Annotated in this window: 13 protein-coding genes; 11 read left to right on the top strand and 2 right to left on the bottom strand. The window is 42.6% G+C overall.

What is annotated here, in order from left to right; translation table 11 throughout:
- Window positions 1-20: 20 nt before the first annotated feature.
- From AC570H_RS12805 to AC570H_RS12830, 6 genes are all read left to right on the top strand, one after another.
- Window positions 21-2,933: a SusC/RagA family TonB-linked outer membrane protein gene (locus tag AC570H_RS12805; RefSeq protein ID WP_497355389.1), complete on the top strand. Its 2,913-nt coding sequence runs from the start codon at window positions 21-23 to the stop codon at window positions 2,931-2,933.
- Between the two features lie 11 nt (window positions 2,934-2,944).
- The gene (locus AC570H_RS12810) at window positions 2,945-4,363 is read left to right on the top strand and encodes a RagB/SusD family nutrient uptake outer membrane protein (RefSeq protein WP_497355391.1); all 1,419 of its coding nucleotides are present in this window, start codon (window positions 2,945-2,947) and stop codon (window positions 4,361-4,363) included.
- A gap of 286 nt (window positions 4,364-4,649) precedes the next feature.
- Window positions 4,650-6,962, top strand: coding sequence for a glycoside hydrolase family 3 N-terminal domain-containing protein (locus tag AC570H_RS12815; RefSeq protein ID WP_497355393.1), 2,313 nt, complete (start codon window positions 4,650-4,652; stop codon window positions 6,960-6,962).
- Between the two features lie 3 nt (window positions 6,963-6,965).
- On the top strand, window positions 6,966-8,429 hold the full coding sequence (locus AC570H_RS12820; protein WP_497355395.1) for a glycoside hydrolase family 30 protein: 1,464 nt from the start codon (window positions 6,966-6,968) through the stop codon (window positions 8,427-8,429).
- A 117-nt stretch (window positions 8,430-8,546) separates the two neighbouring features.
- Window positions 8,547-9,017 (top strand): hypothetical protein, encoded by a 471-nt coding sequence (locus AC570H_RS12825; protein WP_497355397.1) that lies wholly within the window; start codon window positions 8,547-8,549, stop codon window positions 9,015-9,017.
- Between the two features lie 36 nt (window positions 9,018-9,053).
- Window positions 9,054-9,794 (top strand): DUF2185 domain-containing protein, encoded by a 741-nt coding sequence (locus tag AC570H_RS12830; protein ID WP_497355399.1) that lies wholly within the window; start codon window positions 9,054-9,056, stop codon window positions 9,792-9,794.
- Between the two features lie 2 nt (window positions 9,795-9,796).
- Here AC570H_RS12830 and AC570H_RS12835 read toward each other — a convergent pair whose 3' ends face one another.
- Together AC570H_RS12835 and panB are read right to left on the bottom strand one after the other, a co-directional pair.
- The gene (locus AC570H_RS12835; RefSeq protein WP_497355401.1) at window positions 9,797-10,483 is read right to left on the bottom strand and encodes an RluA family pseudouridine synthase; all 687 of its coding nucleotides are present in this window, start codon (window positions 10,481-10,483) and stop codon (window positions 9,797-9,799) included.
- A 77-nt stretch (window positions 10,484-10,560) separates the two neighbouring features.
- Window positions 10,561-11,376 (bottom strand): 3-methyl-2-oxobutanoate hydroxymethyltransferase, encoded by an 816-nt coding sequence (panB, locus tag AC570H_RS12840; protein WP_497355403.1) that lies wholly within the window; start codon window positions 11,374-11,376, stop codon window positions 10,561-10,563.
- Window positions 11,377-11,687: 311 nt separating this feature from the next.
- Between panB and carA the strand changes: the two genes are divergently transcribed.
- The 5 genes from carA (at window position 11,688) to eno (ending at window position 17,678) form a co-directional block, all read left to right on the top strand.
- Entirely contained in the window at window positions 11,688-12,800 is a 1,113-nt protein-coding gene (gene carA / locus AC570H_RS12845; protein ID WP_497355405.1) for a glutamine-hydrolyzing carbamoyl-phosphate synthase small subunit, read from the top strand.
- Between the two features lie 219 nt (window positions 12,801-13,019).
- On the top strand, window positions 13,020-13,787 hold the full coding sequence (locus AC570H_RS12850; RefSeq protein ID WP_497355407.1) for an ABC transporter ATP-binding protein: 768 nt from the start codon (window positions 13,020-13,022) through the stop codon (window positions 13,785-13,787).
- Window positions 13,788-13,947: 160 nt separating this feature from the next.
- Entirely contained in the window at window positions 13,948-15,039 is a 1,092-nt protein-coding gene (locus AC570H_RS12855) for an ABC transporter permease (protein WP_497355409.1), read from the top strand.
- Window positions 15,040-15,374: 335 nt separating this feature from the next.
- Entirely contained in the window at window positions 15,375-15,932 is a 558-nt protein-coding gene (locus tag AC570H_RS12860) for an NADPH-dependent FMN reductase (RefSeq protein ID WP_497355411.1), read from the top strand.
- A 450-nt stretch (window positions 15,933-16,382) separates the two neighbouring features.
- Window positions 16,383-17,678, top strand: coding sequence for a phosphopyruvate hydratase (gene eno, locus AC570H_RS12865; protein ID WP_497355413.1), 1,296 nt, complete (start codon window positions 16,383-16,385; stop codon window positions 17,676-17,678).
- Window positions 17,679-17,716: the final 38 nt, after the last annotated feature.

The following is a 17,716-nucleotide window of genomic DNA, read 5'->3' on the forward strand; positions in this document are numbered from 1 at the left end:
ATGTAACTAACCAAAAAATCATGAGAAGAAAATTTACGCTATTTATTGTGTTTCTTTTTTATGGTATAGGTTTCGCTATGGCACAAGACATTACTATTAATGGCTTGGTGAAAGATCAGCAAGGCCTGCCTATACCTGGAGTATCAGTTAAAGTAAAGGGTACCAATTTGGGGGCTTCGACCTCTACCGAGGGAACCTTTGTTTTAAAAGCTCCTGCAAATGCTACCCTTACCTTTTCCTTTATCGGTTTTAAAACCATAGAAGAAGCGGTAAACAACAGAACCCAAATCAATGTTTCCTTATCAGACGACAACAACCAATTGAACGAGGTGGTAGTTGTAGGTTATGGTACACAGGTGAAAAAGGATTTGACTACTGCAGTGGTTGCCATTTCATCAAAAGACATCGAAAACCAACCCGTAACCAATGCCTTGCAAGCCATTCAGGGTAAGGCCGCAGGTGTTCAGGTTACTTCACAATCGGGCAAGCCGGGTGCCGGCATTGCGGTAAGCATTCGTGGTAATACCTCGATCACTGCCTCCAACAGTCCTTTATATGTGATTGATGGGGTAACTTCGAGAGATGCCAGTTTCATCAATCCGACCGATGTAGAAAGCATGACCATTTTAAAGGATGCTTCTGCTGCTGCCATTTATGGTTCGAGCGGTGCAAATGGAGTGGTTTTGATTACGACCAAGAAAGGCAAGGAAGGCAAATTGAGCGTTGGCTTTAATGCTTTTACAGGCTTTTCTAATTTATGGCAAACCCAAGATGTACTGAACAAAGATCAATATGTGGCCCTGTTAAACGAATTGGGTGGCTACGTAACTACTGGAACGGCCAATACCGATTGGCAAGATTTGACTTTTGGCACAGGCACTCAAAACAACTATCAGGTTTCCTTATCTGGTGGTGTAAAAGGCGGACAATACTATTTTTCATCGGGCTATCAACAAGACAAAGGCGTGGTGGCACCTGCGAAATTAGATCGTTATACCTTTAACTTTAACGGTTCGCAAAGCCTCACCAAATGGCTGAAACTAACGGCTAATGCCGCATTGACTTCAGGAAAATCGATCGATGTGAGTGATAACGCCGGTGTAGCCAGAGGCGGAACAATTTTATCGGCATTAACCACGCCGCCTAATATCGGCATTTACCTGCCTAATGGCTCTTATGCCGGAAACCCCAATGCAGGTGGCTGGGAAAATCCAATCGCCAATGCTTTTGCAGCCAAAAATGCCAATAGGAATTTAAGGTTTATTGGTGCTTTCGGAGCGGAAGTTAAATTTACGCAAGACCTTTCGTTCAGGTCGACGATCAGCACGAACGTGAATAAAAACTACTACAGCTATTTCATAGACCCCTATTCTACAGATTATGGCCGGACCCAAAAAGGGCTGTTTAGGAATAACCGAACCAACGACAATGTATGGCTCAACGAAAACCTGCTCAGCTATGTGAAAAAAGTAGGCAAGCATGATTTCTCGGCAACTGCCGGTTACACCATTCAGGAATCTGATTGGAGATACAGCAATTACGAAATCACCAAATTTACAGATCCGGTAACCAATGCATTGTTGCCAAACGGAACTGCCGTTGCTTTAACACCACCAGAATCGAGGGCACAATGGTCTAAACAATCTTATTTGGGCCGTATTTCTTACTCATACGACGGCAAATACCTGCTTTCTTCAAATTTTAGGGCCGATGGTTCTTCTCGTTTCAAAAAAGGTAACAGGTTTGGCTACTTCCCTTCTGTTTCTGCAGGCTGGAGGATTTCTGGAGAAAACTTCATGAAAGACAGCAAGATCGTTAACGACCTTAAATTAAGGGGAAGTTGGGGCCAAGTGGGTAACGACGAGGGTATTGGCGATTATGCCTACATGAAATTGTACCAGATCAACGCACAGGGTGGTATCAGCTTATCGCAACCTGCAAATGACAACCTGACCTGGGAAAAAACCACACAAACCAACGTGGGTTTAGATTTAACCATGTTCAATAGCCGTTTAACTTTTACTGCCGATGCCTATATCAAGAAAACAACCGACCTTTTGGTAAGCGTACAATTGCCACCATCATCAGGTTTGGGCGCACAGGCGCTTAACGTAGGTTCGATGCAGAATAAAGGCTTCGAATTCGTGTTATCGACCAAAAACTTTGTAAAAAACAAGTTTACCTGGAATACCGATCTCAACTTCTCGTTAAACCGCAACGAAGTGACCAGCTTGGGGATCACGACTAAATCATTGGATTTTGGTGGCATTTACGAGCGTGATGCAGCGGTTAGAATTGTAGAAGGTAAACCTTTGGGCAGTTTTTACGGCTATGTATCAAAAGGTGTAGATCCTGCTACTGGGATGATCGTTTATGCAGATTTAGATGGCAACAAAACCATAGATGCCAACGACCGTACCTTCATCGGTTCTGCTCAGCCTAAATTCACCTATGGCATTAACAACAGTATGACATTTGGCAATTTCGGCTTCTCTTTCTTCTTCCAAGGCGTACAGGGCAACGATTTGTTTAATGCTTCTCGCATCGACTTAGAAAGCTTAAACGATTCTAAAAACCAATCTGCTGCCGTACTGAGAAGATGGACTACCGTAGGTCAAGTGACCGATATTCCAAAGGCGGTTAAAAACTCTGACAACACCAAAACCTCGAGCCGCTTTGTTGAAGACGGGTCTTACCTCCGATTAAAAAGTGCTACCCTTTCCTACAGTTTTGGCAAAGCAGCCTTGGGTCGTTTAAAAATGAGCAAGATCAATGTATTTGCAACAGGTTACAACTTGTTAACCTTCACAAAATATAGCGGATTTGACCCAGAGGTAAACCAGTATGGTGCAAACGGACCTTCAATGGGGGTTGATTATGGAACCTATCCACAATCGCGTACGTTCTTATTTGGTGTTAATATTGGATTTTAAAGAAAAAACAGATGAAAACAAAGATATATTCATTACTCGCAGCAGGCACATTGGCACTCACTATTCAAAGTGGCTGCAAAAAAGATTTCTTGGATAAAACTCCTATTAACCAAGTTCCGGCAGAAGTTGCATTTGTAAATAAGGAAGCAGCTGAAAAGCTCTTGCAAGGGGCCTATGATGGCATGTACAACGACTACCATATTTGGGATTACATGATCAATGGTGATGTAACTGCCGATAATGCCTATGCAGGCGGCGATAACCAGGCCAACATCCAAATCGATTTGTTCGAGGCCACCTCTACCAATGGTAATGTGGGCAGAGATTGGGGTGCGCTTTATTCGGACATTAAAAACGCCAATGAAGTATTGGAAAATGTTCCGAACATTAAAGATGCAGCACTTGATGTGGGCAACCGCCGAAACGAAATTTTGGCCGAAGCCAGTGCCTTGAGAGCCTACATGTATTTTAACTTGGTTCGTTTATTTGGTCCGGCGCCATTAGTGCTCAAAACACCAGCCAACTTGAGCGAAATGCAGCCTGCAAAAGCCAGCGTTGATGCAATTTATACCCAAATCATCAAAGACTTGGAATATGCCGTAGCCAATGCAAAAGCAAGCTCGGCCAATAAAGGTATCATTACAAAAGGGGTAGCCAATGCACTTCTGGCAAAAGTTTATGCTTCAAAACCTACTCCAGACTGGACCAAGGTGCTTCAGTATTGCGATGCAACCATTGCCAGTGGCTATTCTCTGTTTGGCAATTACGATGGCTTATTCGATTCGAACAACAAAAACAACAGCGAAGCCATTTGGGAAATGCAATACGATGGTTGGGGTGGCCTGCATGGCAACTGGATGCCAAGCGTTATTGTAGGTACCGGTTGGAAAAGATTCTGTACACCAACCAACGATCTGGTTAAAGCTTTTGATGACGAAGGTGATATCATTCGCAAAAACTCGAGCATTAAATTCAACAATGCCTCATCAGAAGGATGGAGCGACGATTATTGGAGCAAAGCCAATTATCCGTACATCAACAAATACAGGGCCGATGATAAAAGCGATAGCTATATCATCAGGTTGGCAGATATCTTATTGCTCAAAGCTGAGGCACAGAACGAAGCATCGGCATCTGGCTGGACTTCTTCGAAAACCATTGTCGACCAGATTAGGAACCGTGTAAGTTTGGGCGGTACTCCGGCAGCAGACCAGGCAAGCATGCGTTTGGCCATTGAGAAAGAACGCCGGTTGGAATTGGCTTTTGAAGGCCACCGCTGGTTCGATTTATTACGTACCAATCGTGCCATTACGGTAATGAATGCACAAAAAACCGGTAGTGGCATAAACTTGAATTACAACGTAACTCCAGCTAAGCTTTACTTCCCAATTCCGCAGGCAGAAATCGACAGAAATCCTAATGTGAAATAAAAATACCTGCAGGGGTAAAAAATAATTCATTTTTATCCCTGCATTTTTACACAACAAAGCTTTGGTACCGAAGCGTATCAAAAATAAATCCATGGCTTAGCACAAAATTTGATTTTTGATCAGCCAACCAAATAAATAGTCAAAAATAGCTTGTGAATAAAGCGTATTAATGTTTTGGCCTCAGTTTTTCCAAGCTCCAAATGTCCAAAAGCAACCATAGCCAAGGGCTAGTTTAAATCGATATTCCTCCTATTTTAGAGCTCCAAATCATTCCAAATACACACATATGAACCTAAAAAACTTTAGCATTTCGCTACTGCTTACTTTAATCTGCGTGCAAATTTCGGCACAGCAAAAACCTAAACCCTCTCCTATCGACCAAAAGGTAAATGCACTTTTGGCCAAAATGACATTAGAAGAAAAAGTTGGCCAAATGGCTCAAATTACTTTAGATGTAATTGGCAAAGGAAAAGATCGCTACACCAGCGACGAACCTTTTAGCCTCGATGAAAAAGCCATGGAAAAAGCATTGGTACAATACAAACTTGGATCTGTACTCAACGCTTCTAACAATAGAGCCAGAACACCGCAACATTGGTTGGAGGTGATCAGCAAAATACAGCAGGTGGCCATGAAAACCAAGAATGCCATTCCTGTTCTTTATGGCATTGATGCCATCCACGGCGAAACCTATACCGCTGGGGCAACCATGTTTCCGCAACAAATTGGCCAAGCTGCCACTTTTAACAGGGCACTTGTTTTAAAAGGTGCCGAAATTACGGCCTATGAAACCAGGGCCAGTTCTATTCCATGGGCATTTTCTCCCCTATTGGATTTGGGTGCCGATCCTCGTTTTCCTCGTCAGTGGGAAAGCTTTGGAGAAGATCCGTACCTCATCTCCGAACTGGGCAAACAAATGATTTATGGCTACCAAGGCACCGATAATAATATTGGCAATCCATTTAAGGTAGCGGCCTCGATCAAACACTTTTTGGGCTATCAGGTTCCTATTTCTGGAAAAGACAGAACGCCAGCAATTATTTCAGATCAGGCTTTAAGGGAATATCATTTGCCTCCGTTCAAGGCTGCCATAGACGCCGGAGCTAAAACCATCATGATCAATTCGGGCCTCATCAACGGAGTCCCGGTACATTCGAGCTATAAAATATTAACCAAACTTTTAAAAGAAGAATTGGGCTTTCAGGGTTTAGTGGTTACCGATTGGGGCGATATCGAAAACCTTTACAAAAGAGACCACATTGCCAAAGACAACAAAGAAGCGGTAATGATTGCTATAAATGCAGGCATAGACATGTCGATGATTGCTTACAACTATGAGCCTTTCTGCGACGACTTAATTGCTTTGGTAAAAGAAGGAAAAGTAAAGCAAGCCCGCATTGACGATGCCGTAAGAAGGATTTTACGTGTAAAATATGAGCTGGATCTATTCAACAAGCCAACCACAAACATCAAAGACTATCCAAAATTTGGAAGCAAGGAGTTTGAACAGGCGGCCCAAAACACCGCAGCAGAATCAATTACCTTGCTAAAGAACAACAATAATGCATTGCCATTAAACAAATCGTCGAAAATCTTATTGGTTGGCCCAAATGCCAATTCGATGAGAACCTTAAACGGTGCCTGGACTTACTCTTGGCAAGGCGAAAAGGTAGAAGACTTTGCCGGCCAGTACCACACCATTTTAGAAGCCCTCCAAAACAAGATCGGCAAAGCCAATGTAACTTATGTTCCAGGGGTGAGCTACAAAATGGACGGCAAGTATTTTGAAGAATATGCCGATAAGATGGACGAAGCAATTTCGGCCGCCAAAAATGCAGATGCCATTGTACTTTGCCTAGGCGAAAACTCTTATACCGAAACTCCTGGCAATTTGAGCGATTTATACCTCTCAGACCTGCAAACAGAACTGGCGCAAAAACTGACCTCGACAGGTAAAACCGTTATTCTGGTATTGAACGAAGGCAGGCCACGCATCATCAGCAGATTCGAGAAAAAGATGAGCGCCATTGTGCAAACCTATTTACCTGGCAATTTTGGTGGGGATGCATTGGCGGATATCCTTTACGGCGATGTGAACCCATCGGGCAGACTGCCTTACACCTATCCGCAATTCCCGAACGCCTTATTTACCTACTATCATAAACCCTCAGAAGCAAGGGAAACTACAGAAGGGGTTTATAACTACGATGCCGATTACAATCCGCAATACGTATTTGGCCACGGCTTGAGCTATACCACATTCAAATACGATGGCTTAAAACTAAGCAGTGCAACGCTTAAAAAAGGACAGACCTTAACCATTAGCGTAAACGTAAGCAATACTGGCAAAGTAGCCGGAAAAGAAAGTGTGTTGCTTTTCATCTCCGATTTATTGGCCAGCGATATCAGTCCAGATATTAAACGTTTAAGAGGCTTCGACAAGATTGAACTGCAACCCGGAGAAAGCAAAACCGTAAAGTTCAGCATCAAACCTGAAGATATCGCCTATGTAAACGCTGAGCTTAAAAAAGTAACCGAACCTGGCGAATTTCTTATCCAGTTAGCCGATCAAAAAATCAAATTCAACTATATTCCTTAAATTATGAACTTCAAGAAACTTTCATCCCTAGCCGTTGCCACCCTAACTGTTGTACTGATTTCATGTGCCTGCAAAAAAGGCACTAAAACGCCTAAAACAGATACGTCTGGTCCACCGCCAACTACCAATCCCGTAGCCAGTGATGTGGCTTTTTGGCTAACCAAAGGCGATAGGACCGCTTTATTGGAAAAGCAGAACGTAGCGCTCAACTTTAGTACTGCCAGCAATTCCAATACTACTATCGAAGTAGATGATGCACAAGTTTTTCAAGGCATCGATGGCTTTGGCTATACACTAACCGGGGGCAGCGCTACCTTGATCAACAACCTGCCTGCTGCAAACAAAGATGCCTTGCTTAAAGAATTGTTTTCTGCCGAAGACGGAGGCATAGGTGTAAGTTATTTGCGCGTAAGCATTGGCGCCTCTGATTTAAGTGCGAATGTATTTACCTACAATGAAAGACCTGCCGGACAAACTGATGTAAACCAGGATAATTTTTCCATCTCAGCCGAAATGACCGATTTAGTGCCTATTCTGAAGAAAATCTTGGCTATCAATCCTAACATCAAAATTCTGGGCTCGCCTTGGACAGCTCCAACCTGGATGAAAACCAATAATGCCTACAAAGGCGGAAGCTTAAAACCCGAATATTACCAGTCATATGCTACCTATTTTGTAAAATACATCCAAGCAATGAAGGCGCAGGGCATCACCATTGATGCCATCACCATCCAAAATGAGCCTTTGCACCCGGGCAATACGCCAAGCATGTACATGGAGGCTAAAGACCAGGCTATTTTTATCAAATCGGCCTTAGGCCCTGCTTTTAGAACTGCCGGCCTTGCCACTAAAATCATTGTTTATGATCACAATGCCGATCGTCCTGATTATCCTTTAACTATTTTGGCCGACACAGAAGCCAATCCTTATGTTGACGGTTCTGCCTTCCACTTGTATGGGGGTAACATTTCTGCCTTAACCGATGTACACAATGCATATCCTGATAAGCACGTCTATTTTACCGAGCAATGGGTTGGTGGTCCGGGTAATTTCGGCAACGACCTTAAATGGCATGTTTCAACTTTGATTGTTGGTGCCACCCGCAACTGGAGCCGCAATGTATTGGAATGGAACCTAGCCGCAGATCCAAATTACAATCCACACACGCCAAACGGAGGTTGTACAACCTGTTTAGGTGCGCTTACGATTGGCGGCTCAGACGTAAGCAGAAATGTAGCTTATTATGTGATCGGTCATGCCTCAAAATTTGTAAGACCAGGTTCTAGCCGAATTGCGTCTACCCAAAACGGCACTTTAGCCAATGTGGCATTTAAAAACGTAGACGGCAAAAAAGTACTGATCGTTTGCAACAATGCCAATTCAGAACAAACTTTTAACATCAAGCATAATGGCAAACTCGTAACTACTACCCTGCCGGCAGGCGCAGTAGGCACTTATGTTTGGTAAAGGATTTCATATTTGTATATGATTGATTTAGTTAGCCCCGCCTTTGAGTGGGGCTTTCTATTTACAAACATTCTGTGGGTCTGGTTTGTTAAAAAAGCTGATCATTCAACTCCAATCATGAAAAAGTATTTTATCGTCTTGCTTACTTCGGCAATTGCCCTATTCACGGCCTGCCAGAGCAACAAATCTGAACAGGGTGAAACAGATACCCCAACCCTCGATACGAATATAGTAAGTGCTACGGCACAGCACTGTTTTCAATACATCAAAAACAGGGATACCGCCAAGCTGAGTTTCATGACCAGTGGAAAAATAACCACCGGCGAGCTCAGTTACAGGTTTGCCGAAAAAGACAGCAACAAAGGAATCATCAAAGGCGAAATGCGTGGCGATACCCTTGTGGCCGATTATACCTTCAGTTCAGAGGGCAGGGAATCGGTGAGACAGGTTGCTTTCTTAAAAAAAGGAGATCAGATGCTGGAAGGCTTTGGCGATGTAGTTGAAAAGGACGGCAAAATGATCTTCAAAAATCTGGATAGCCTACGATTTGGCCAGCCGATAATTTTTGACAAAACCGATTGCCATTAAAATTTATGATTATTTTAGTCCGGTATATTTTATTTTATGGACAAAAACTTTGAAAATTTCCCACCTATAGGAGGATTATTGGTTTCTAAAATGATCTTTGATGAGAACAGCAAACCTCGTTTCATGTATCGGGAAAAAAGCACCCGTAAAGAAGACAGTGGCTGGAGAATATTTTGTGGATCTGAAAGCGAAGCTTATACCGACGACCCGAAAAACATTATCATTTGTAATCCTTCTACCCTGTTAAAAATCGATCCTACTTTAGCCCCGGTACTGCTCAAAGGCGTGGGTTCGGTGTATGAACGCGAAACTGAGCATTCAGACTGGTATAGGGTGAGCGATTATCCGCTAAATGATGATTTCATGGTCAAACACAAGCTCACTGAGGCTTGGACAATCGACATCAATAACTTATTTGAGCGCCATGTTGAAGAAAGCGGTTCTTTGCTTTATACCACGGGTGATAAGTCTGTAAGATTGAATATTTGGCGCGAAGAGGGACAATCACAACCGCAGTTGAAGCAGTTTTATGAGCAGGTCGGATTAACCCGGGATCAATCGATAGCCAAGACGGTTAAGACTTTCGATTATTCTGATGATAGTGTTGCCAGAGTGGGCTACCAGATCAAAGAATCTGATGCGGATAAAAACTATGATGTCATCTACACCTTCAACCTTATTGACAATGAAGTACTGCAAGCGGTTTTCTACTTTGATGAACCAGCTGATATAGATTGGGCCATAGAGACCTGGAAAAACCTGAAGCTGAAAGACTGAGTTTAAAACTGTTCGAATCTCTCCCAAAAACCATCAACCGGCAATTTGGCAAAGATAGAAACAGGTTCTTTCTGCACAGGGTGGATAAACTCTAATTTTCTGGCATGCAGACAGATGCTTCCTTTTCTGCTTCCACGGGGATAGCCATATTTGTTATCGCCAACTATCGGACAATCCATCGTAGACAATTGTACCCTGATCTGGTGCGAGCGGCCAGTTAATGGATTGACCTGCAAAAGATAGTACCCACCCACTTCTGCCAATAATTTATAATCCAATTCGGAGCGCTGGCTATTTGGCACTTCTTTATTGTAAGCCGTAACCAAATTTTTCTGTGGATTTTTAATCAACCAATGAACCAGATTACCCTCGGGGCGTGCAGGCTTGTTGCGTACCACGGCAAAATAGGTTTTGCGTACTTCGCGGTTCTTGAAAACGGCATTCATCCTTTCGAGTGCCTTACTGGTTTTGGCAAACAGAATAACTCCGCTTACTGGCCGATCTAAACGGTGAACCACGCCTAAAAAAGCGCCATTAGGCTTATTGTACTTTTTGGCAATGTACTTTTTAACCTGCTCGTCCAAAGGCTCATCGCCGGTTTCGTCAACCTGCACAATATCGCCAGCACGTTTGTTAACGGCAATTAAATGGTTGTCTTCGTATAAAATATCTGATTCGTTTATTGGCATACCCCAAACCCCTAAAGGGGCATTATGATTTAAGTTATTTTATTCCCAAGTTTAAAACCCACTTTAGGGCTTTGGGGTTAATACTGTTCCTTCTCGTTCGGGAAATCAACTGCTTTCACATCTTTGATATAAGCTTGTGCGGCATCTTTAATTCCCTCGTACAAATTCACATATTGACGCAAAAACCTTGGCTTAAAGCCCTTGGTCAATCCAATCATATCGTTGATTACTAATACCTGTCCATCGCAATCTGGTCCAGCACCAATGCCAATGGTTGGAATGATCAGGCTTTTCGTCACTTCTTTTGCTAATTTTGCCGGAATTTTTTCGAGCACTACGGCAAAACAGCCTGCTTCCTGCAAAGCCAAAATATCTGTCTTCAACTTATTCGCTTCCTCTTCATCCTTAGCCCTTACGGTATAAGTACCGAATTTATAGATCGACTGTGGGGTAAGTCCCAAATGGCCCATCACGGGAATGCCTGCGGTAATGATCCTTTGTATCGACTCGGCAACTTCAGCCCCACCTTCCAGCTTTACGCCATGTGCGCCTGATTCCTTCATAATCCGGATAGCCGAGTTTAAGGCCTCTTTTGAATTGCCCTGATAAGAACCAAAAGGTAAATCGACCACTACAAAAGAACGACTGGCACCACGCACTACGCTCTGTGCATGATAAATCATCTGATCTAAGGTAATAGGCAGGGTCGTTTCGTGTCCGGCCATTACATTCGAAGCCGAATCTCCAACCAATAAAACATCCAGGCCAGCATCATCTAAAATGGTAGCCATCGAATAATCGTAAGCGGTCAACATTGCGATTTTCTCGCCACGTTGCTTCATCTCTTGCAAGATGTGCGTAGTTACGCGCTTAATTTCTTTGTTTACAGACATGTTTTTTGTTTTGTTAAACAAAATTAGGTTTTATAGCCGAGATATCTCTTTTTTATTGCTTTTTATGAGTTATATCACACCATCCTTACATTATGCAGCTAGCTCTCGAAAAAGCCGCAAAAACCCAATGGATAAAATATCTCAAAAAACTGACAAAATCTCTTGAAAAAAGCTGGCGAAAACTGTACCTTTGTATCCTGAAATGAATGAATTCAGTCAGACTTCTTTGCCTTCCTTCAAAAACGGCATAACCGTTAAAGAAATCCATTCTTTTTTATCTTTTTTCACCACTAATTCTTATTGTAATTCAAATGACTAACTACACCAAGTTACCTGCAATTTTGTTATTGGCCGATGGCACCGTTTTTTATGGCAAGGCGGCAGGTAAAATCGGGACCACCACTGGCGAGATCTGCTTTAACACGGGCATGACCGGCTATCAGGAAGTATTCACAGATCCTTCTTATTTTGGTCAGATTATGGTAACCACCAATGCCCACATCGGCAATTATGGTATGCACAGAGACGAGATAGAATCTGGTTCTATCAAAATAGCGGGCTTGGTTTGCAAGAACTACAACATTTTATACAGCAGAAAAGAGGCTTCAGAATCTATCCAAGACAATTTTCAAAACGAAAACATTGTAGGTATCTCTGAAGTAGACACGCGTGCACTGGTTCGCCACATCCGCAATAAAGGTGCGATGAACGCCATTATTTCTTCTGAAATCACCGATTTGCAGGAACTGAAAAAAAGACTGGAAGCCGTACCTTCAATGGATGGCTTGGAGCTTTCCTCACAGGTATCAACCAAAGAGCCTTATTACTATGGCAATCCTGAGGCTACCTACAAAATCGCGGCCTTAGACCTTGGCATCAAGAAAAACATTCTTCGCAATTTCGACGATAGAGATATTTACGTAAAAGTTTACCCTGCAAAAACCACTTTCGAAGAAATGGACAAATGGGGTGCGAACGGCTACTTTATTTCTAACGGCCCTGGCGATCCTGCGGCTATGCCTTATGCCATCGAAACAGTTAAAGCCATTTTAGAAGCCAACAAACCAATGTTCGGCATTTGTTTAGGCCACCAGTTGTTGGCAGAAGCAAATGGCATTGGAACGATGAAAATGTTCAATGGCCACCGTGGCTTGAACCATCCGGTTAAAAATATTATCAAAAACCATTGTGAGGTAACTTCGCAGAACCATGGTTTCGGCGTTATTCCAGACGAAGTTAAAAAATCGGATAAAGTAGAAATCACCCACGTGAACCTGAACGACAATTCGATCGAAGGTATCCGCGTAAAAGACAAGAAAGCATTCTCTGTGCAATATCACCCCGAATCTTCACCTGGTCCGCACGATTCTCGCTACTTGTTCGATGATTTTGTACAAATGGTAAAGGGCCAGCTTTCTTGGTAATACCCTTTTTACATAGCATTTAAAGCATCATAAAGCCTCCCCACCTTCGTTTCGGCTGAAGTAAAGGAGGCTTTACCTGTTAAAAACGTCATTTTGTCGGCGTTTTGCTACCATTCGGATAAAATTCATTTTCAATTCATCTAAAGCTTCTTACATTTATTGAATGGAAGGTATCAGATACCGCTACAATCCAGACGATAACCAAACAAATTAATAGCAGTGGAAAATAAAAATGTCATGATCAGCGTAAAAGACCTGGTCAAAAACTATGACGATTTCAAGGCCGTAAAAGGGCTGAGCTTTGAAGTTTACGAAAACGAGATATTTGGTTTGTTAGGTCCAAATGGTGCCGGAAAGACCACTACGCTGGAAATTATCGAAACCCTGCGCAAAAAAACTTCTGGTGAGGTAGTGGTGGATGGTTTTTCGGTAGATACTGATCCAAATGCCATCAAAAGCATCATTGGCGTACAGCTACAGGCAGCTGGTTATTATCCCAACCTCAACCTGGTAGAACTGCTTGAGCTTTTTTCTGGCTTATACGATGCAGAAATCAAGCCGATGGAAATGCTGGAAAAAGTAAACCTGCAAGATAAGGCCAAAGCCAAGTACAAAGCTTTATCTGGCGGACAAAAACAACGCTTTTCCATTGCGACTACTCTTATCAATTCGCCTAAAATTATCTTTTTAGACGAACCAACTACTGGCCTCGATCCACAAGCCCGTAGAAACCTTTGGGATTTGATTACCGAAATCAGGAATAATGGTACTACGGTAGTTATTACCACGCACTATATGGACGAAGCCGAACAGCTGTGTGATCGCGTTGCCTTTGTAGAAAACGGCCAGATCATCGCACTCGACACGCCTGACCAATTGATAGACAACCTGGTTGCAAGTGGTTTTGAGCGCAAAAAAGAAGTAAAAAAAGCCAACCTAGAAGACGTATTCATTAACCTAACGGGAAAAGAGTGGCGCGAAGATTAGTCTTTGTACAAGTTTAAAGTACAAAGTTTAAAGTCTAAAACCAGACATCATTAACCATTTCCCTTCTGCGGAGGGGTGCCCAAGGGACAGGTGGTTAACAATATAGCAATTTAAACAATAACGTTTCAACCTTACAACATTTCAACTTTAACAACGTAAAATGTCAAAAACATACAATCATACAAAAGCTACCTTAGCCTTGGCCAAAGCCAGTTTCAGGTCGATTATGCGTAGCCCATCTGCTGTGGTATTTACCTTGGCGTTTCCATTGATCTTTATTTTGATTTTCGGTTTCTTAGGCGGAAGCGGCACCAAATTGGATGTGGCCATCGCCCCGGGTTCCGATTTGCAAAACCCAATTGTTGGCGCATTGAAGAACATCAATATCATTAGGCTGGCCAACAATGACGATGCCAACGACATCAATAAAAAACTTGAAAAAGGCGATTACGATGCGCTCATCAGCGTACAGAAAAACCCGCAAGGTTTACCTGCGTATATCACCAATGTCAAATATACATCGGCTTCTATGGACAAGGGCAATATTTTACGTTCGATCCTTAACGAGCTTTCCTACAAGCTGAATACGCAAAACATGAAGCCCACGGTAACCGAGATCAGGGCAACTACGGTAGAAGGCCGTTTGTATCGCACCATCGATTTTATACTGCCTGGACAATTGGGTTTCTCGCTATTGAGTACCGGTGTATTTGGTACGGCATTCGTATTTTTCAGTCTTCGTCAAAACTTGGTGATCAAACGTTTCTTCGCTACACCGGTTAGGCGTTCGAGCATTGTATTGGGCGAAGGTATTGCTAGGATCGGCTTTGCTCTGTTAGGTGCCTTGTTTATTATCCTGATTGGCCATTTTGCCTTTAACTTTACGCTCATCAATGGCGCTTTAACAGTCTTCAATATGCTGATCCTCTCCTTCATTGGTGTAGTTATATTTATGGGTTTTGGATTCGTAGTTTCAGGTTTGGCCAAAAGCGAAAGCACTATTCCGCCGATTTCCAATATCATCACCCTGCCTCAATTCTTGCTTTCGGGTACTTTCTTTTCCATCGACGCATTTCCAAGTTGGCTGCAACCGATCAGTAGGGCTTTGCCACTCACCTATTTGAACGATGCCATGCGAAAAGTTGCCTTTGAAGGCGCTGGACTTTGGGACGTAAAACACCAGATTTTGATCATGCTCATTTGGGGTGTCGGAATCTACGCCGTAGCAGTGAAAACCTTTAAGTGGGAGTAAAAATTAGTTCATTGGTTGATTAATCATTAGCCAGGTTCATTCAGAGTGCAACGAGGAATCTTTCTCGAGAATAGCTCCTTCTCTGCGTTCTGGATGACAAATTAATTCATTGCCCTTGTTGGTGTTCTTCACCAACAGGCCAATATGTTAGTCGGGAAATGCTTTCCCGACTTTGCTAACTACGGATTTGCAATCCGTTTACAAGCTTTCATAGGTTAATGTTGAATACAAAGCCTTACTTGGGTCGAGATGGCACATCCCGACCAACCTCCGACAAAACTGCCCCATCTTCCATTTCCCCTTTTACATCTTCCATCAAACCCTTATCTTAGGGAATGAAAAAAATATCCATTCTTTCTGCCAGTGTAAGAAACGGTCGAAGCAGTCACCGAGTAGCCCTATATTTTAAGAATTACTTGGAAGCTCATCAGTTAGCGGAAGTTAACCTTATCGACCTCAACGAGTATAATTTCCCCATTTTTGAAGAACGTTTACGTTTTATTTCCGATCCTTCTGAGGCGATGCTGAGCTTTGCCAAACAGGTTAGCGAAGCAGAAGGCATGATCATCGTAACTCCAGAGTACAATGGAGGCTATCCCGCCAGCTTAAAAAACGTAATTGATCTTTTATATGCAGAGTGGAAGCGCAAACCCATTGGCATCGCCACCGTTTCGGCAGGCGCTTTCGCAGGTTCTCAGGTCATTACTTCGCTGCAATTCAGCTTATGGAAAATAGGCGCTTTGGTCGTGCCAGCTATGTTCCCCGTGCCTACCATAGATAAAACCTTTAACGAAAATGGCGAGCCGGCCGATAAAGAAGGTACAGATAAGCGCGCCAGTATCTTTATCAAGGAATTAGTTTATTGGATGGAAGCCAAAGCAAAAATGGACTAAATCAGCTTCTTTTTTTAGATTGCTATCGTTAGCGTTCTTCACCAACGAACATGATCAAATCTTCTTTGCTTGTGAGTGAAGAACATCAACAAGAGTGTAAAGTTATTATCATAAATAGTTTAAATTTCTATGAGCTATCAAATGGGCGGTGTTCCCACCGCCCACTAGCACTCGCTAGATGGGTATCCCACCCACCTTATAAACCATAGATTTTTATGTCATTTTTAAACAGTTTCTCAATGAGGCCAAGGATTGTTTGCACAATTGTTGGCTTTTTTATTGAGACAGTTTTCCGCATCCAAAAAACTCATTTTCAAACAAATAAGCACAAATCAGCTAAAAAATAAACGGATACATTCTGATAGTTTAAAAATTATTTTAACTTTGGATACGCCCTACCTAATTGTATGTTTTACACTAAGGGCATTTTTTAATCAAATCAAAAATAAAATGAGTTTAATAATTGATGTCCATGCAAGGCAGATCCTCGATTCGAGAGGAAATCCGACAATTGAAGTTGAAGTAATTACAGAAAATGGCCAAATGGGTCGTGCAGCAGTTCCGTCTGGAGCTAGCACCGGCCAATACGAAGCTGTTGAACTTCGTGATGGCGATAAGAAAACCTACATGGGCAAAGGCGTATTGAAGGCTGTTGAGAACGTAAATACTAAAATTGCCAAAGCCTTACAAGGTGTTGATGTTTTTGAACAAAACCTGATCGATCAGTTGATGATTGACCTAGATGGCACTGAAAACAAAGGAAATTTAGGTGCAAATGCAATTCTTGGCGTTTCTTTGGCTGTAGCTAAAGCGGCTGCTCAAGAAAGCAGACAACCTTTGTATCGCTACATTGGTGGTGTTAATGCCAATACGCTACCTATACCAATGATGAACATCATCAACGGCGGTTCGCACTCTGATGCGCCTATCGCTTTCCAGGAATTTATGATCATGCCAGTTGGCGCATCATCATTCTCTGAGGCTTTGCGTTGGGGAACCGAAGTATTCCATAACCTCAAAGCAATTTTGCACGATAGAGGTCTATCTACAGCAGTGGGTGATGAAGGTGGCTTCGCTCCTACTTTCGATGGCACCGAAGATGCAGTGGAAACTGTATTGAAAGCGATCGAAAAAGCAGGTTACAAACCAGGTGTTGATATTTTCTTGGCTTTTGACTGTGCAGCTTCTGAATTCTACAAAGATGGAAAATACGATTATACCAAGTTCGAAGGTGATAAAGGTGCTATCCGTACTAGCGCAGAACAAGCAGAATACCTAGCTCAATTGGCTACTAAATATCCGATCATTTCTATTGAAGATGGTATGGACGAAAACGATTGGGACGGCTGGAAACTATTGACCGAAAAAATTGGCGATAGGGTTCAATTGGTAGGTGACGACTTGTTCGTAACCAATGTTAAACGTCTACAAAAAGGTATTGATACTCACACAGCTAACTCAATTTTGGTAAAAGTAAACCAAATTGGTTCTTTAACCGAAACCATCAATGCAGTAAGCTTGGCACAAAACAGTGGCTATACCTCAGTAATGAGTCACCGTAGTGGCGAGACCGAAGATGTGACCATTGCAGATTTAGCAGTTGCATTAAACTGTGGCCAAATCAAAACCGGTTCTGCTTCACGCTCTGATAGGATCGCAAAATACAACCAATTGCTACGTATTGAGGAAGAATTGGGATCTGCTGCTCGTTTCATCGGCAAAGACTTCAAATTCTTAAAAAAATAAGCACAATAGAGCTATATAAAAAACGCCCGATAAATATT

The organism is Pedobacter sp. B4419, from assembly GCF_059693725.1.